We start from the raw sequence: 2596 nt of genomic DNA on the forward strand, positions 1-2596 counted from the left end.
AGAAGCGAACGCAGGGAACTGAAACATCTAAGTACCTGCAGGAAAGGACATCAACCGAGACTCCGCAAGTAGTGGCGAGCGAACGCGGACCAGGCCAGTGGCAATGATGAATAAAGCGGAACGATTTGGAAAAGTCGGCCATAGAGGGTGATAGCCCCTTACGCGTAGAACAGTCATTGTCCTTGAGTAGGGCGGGACACGTGAAATCCTGTCTGAACATGGGGAGACCACTCTCCAAGCCTAAGTACTCGTGCATGACCGATAGCGAACAAGTACCGTGAGGGAAAGGTGAAAAGCACCCCGACGAGGGGAGTGAAATAGAACCTGAAACCGGATGCCTACAAACAGTCGGAGCTCGAGCCTTTTAGTAGGTTGGGTGACGGCGTACCTTTTGTATAATGGGTCAACGACTTAGTGTAACTAGCAAGCTTAAGCCGGTAGGTGTAGGCGCAGCGAAAGCGAGTGTTAATAGCGCGACATAGTTAGTTGCATTAGACCCGAAACCGAGTGATCTAGCCATGAGCAGGCTGAAGGTTGGGTAACACCAACTGGAGGGCCGAACCCATAACTGTTGCAATAGTTCGGGATGACTTGTGGCTAGGGGTGAAAGGCCAATCAAACTCGGAAATAGCTGGTTCTCCGCGAAATCTATTTAGGTAGAGCGTCGACCTTATACCCTCGGGGGTAGAGCACTGGATGGGCTATGGGGACTCACCGTCTTACTGATCCTAACCAAACTCCGAATACCGAGGAGTACTAGTCGGCAGACACACGGCGGGTGCTAACGTCCGTCGTGAAAAGGGCAACAACCCTGACCTCCAGCTAAGGTCCCCAAGTCATGGCTAAGTGGGAAAGGATGTGAGGATCCCAAAACAACCAGGATGTTGGCTTAGAAGCAGCCATCATTTAAAGAAAGCGTAACAGCTCACTGGTCTAAATAAGGGTCTTTGCGCCGAAAATGTAACGGGGCTAAAGCCATGCACCGAAGCTGAGGATTTGCACTTTGTGCAAGTGGTAGCGGAGCGTTCCGTAAGTCTGTGAAGGCGGACCCGTGAGGGCTGCTGGAGATATCGGAAGTGCGAATGTTGACATGAGTAACGATAAAGGGAGTGAGAGACTCCCTCGCCGAAAGACCAAGGGTTCCTGCTTAAAGTTAATCTGAGCAGGGTTAGCCGGCCCCTAAGACGAGGCGGACACGCGTAGTCGATGGGAACCACGTTAATATTCGTGGGCCTGGTGGTAGTGACGGATCTCGTGTGTTGTTCAACCTTATTGGATTGGTTGGGCGGCGAAGAGGTTCCAGGAAATAGCTCCACCGTATAGACCGTACCCGAAACCGACACAGGTGGTCAGGTAGAGTATACCAAGGCGCTTGAGAGAACTATGTTGAAGGAACTCGGCAAATTGCACGCGTAACTTCGGAAGAAGCGTGACCCTTTTGTACGCAAGTATGATGGGGTGGCACAGACCAGGGGGTAGCGACTGTTTATCAAAAACACAGGGCTCTGCGAAGTAGCAATACGACGTATAGGGTCTGACGCCTGCCCGGTGCTGGAAGGTTAAAGGGAGGGGTGCAAGCTCTGAACTGAAGCCCCAGTAAACGGCGGCCGTAACTATAACGGTCCTAAGGTAGCGAAATTCCTTGTCGGGTAAGTTCCGACCTGCACGAATGGCGTAACGACTTCCCCGCTGTCTCCAACATAGACTCAGTGAAATTGAATTCCCCGTGAAGATGCGGGGTTCCTGCGGTCAGACGGAAAGACCCCGTGCACCTTTACTATAGCTTTACACTGGCATTCGCCAAGGCATGTGTAGGATAGGTGGTAGGCTTTGAAGCAGGGACGCCAGTTTCTGTGGAGCCATCCTTGAAATACCACCCTTATCTTCGTGGATGTCTAACCGCGGTCCGTTATCCGGATCCGGGACAGTGTATGGTGGGTAGTTTGACTGGGGCGGTCGCCTCCGAAAGAGTAACGGAGGCGCGCGATGGTTAGCTCAGACCGGTCGGAAATCGGTCGTCGAGTGCAATGGCATAAGCTAGCCTGACTGCGAGACTGACAAGTCGAGCAGAGACGAAAGTCGGTCATAGTGATCCGGTGGTCCCGTGTGGAAGGGCCATCGCTCAACGGATAAAAGGTACGCCGGGGATAACAGGCTGATGACCCCCAAGAGTCCATATCGACGGGGTTGTTTGGCACCTCGATGTCGACTCATCGCATCCTGGGGCTGGAGCAGGTCCCAAGGGTATGGCTGTTCGCCATTTAAAGCGGTACGTGAGTTGGGTTCAGAACGTCGTGAGACAGTTCGGTCCCTATCTGCCGTGGGTGTAGGAATATTGACAGGATCTGTCCCTAGTACGAGAGGACCGGGATGGACGTATCTCTGGTGGATCTGTTGTCCTGCCAAGGGCATAGCAGAGTAGCTATATACGGAATGGATAACCGCTGAAGGCATCTAAGCGGGAAACCAACCTGAAAACGAGTGTTCCCTATCAGAGCCGTGGAAGACGACCACGTCGATAGGACGGGTGTGGAAGCACAGCAATGTGTGAAGCTTACCGTTACTAATAGCTCGATCGACTTCTTCGTTCCCATTG

The 2596-nt window shown here is 52.7% G+C and carries 1 rRNA gene; it reads left to right on the plus strand.

Annotated features, from left to right (window positions below):
- Positions 1-2588 (plus strand): 23S ribosomal RNA (locus PL597_RS25825); the annotation flags it as partial.
- Positions 2589-2596: the final 8 nt, after the last annotated feature.

Source organism: Agrobacterium sp. ST15.13.013 (assembly GCF_027956525.1).
GTDB lineage: Bacteria > Pseudomonadota > Alphaproteobacteria > Rhizobiales > Rhizobiaceae > Agrobacterium > Agrobacterium salinitolerans.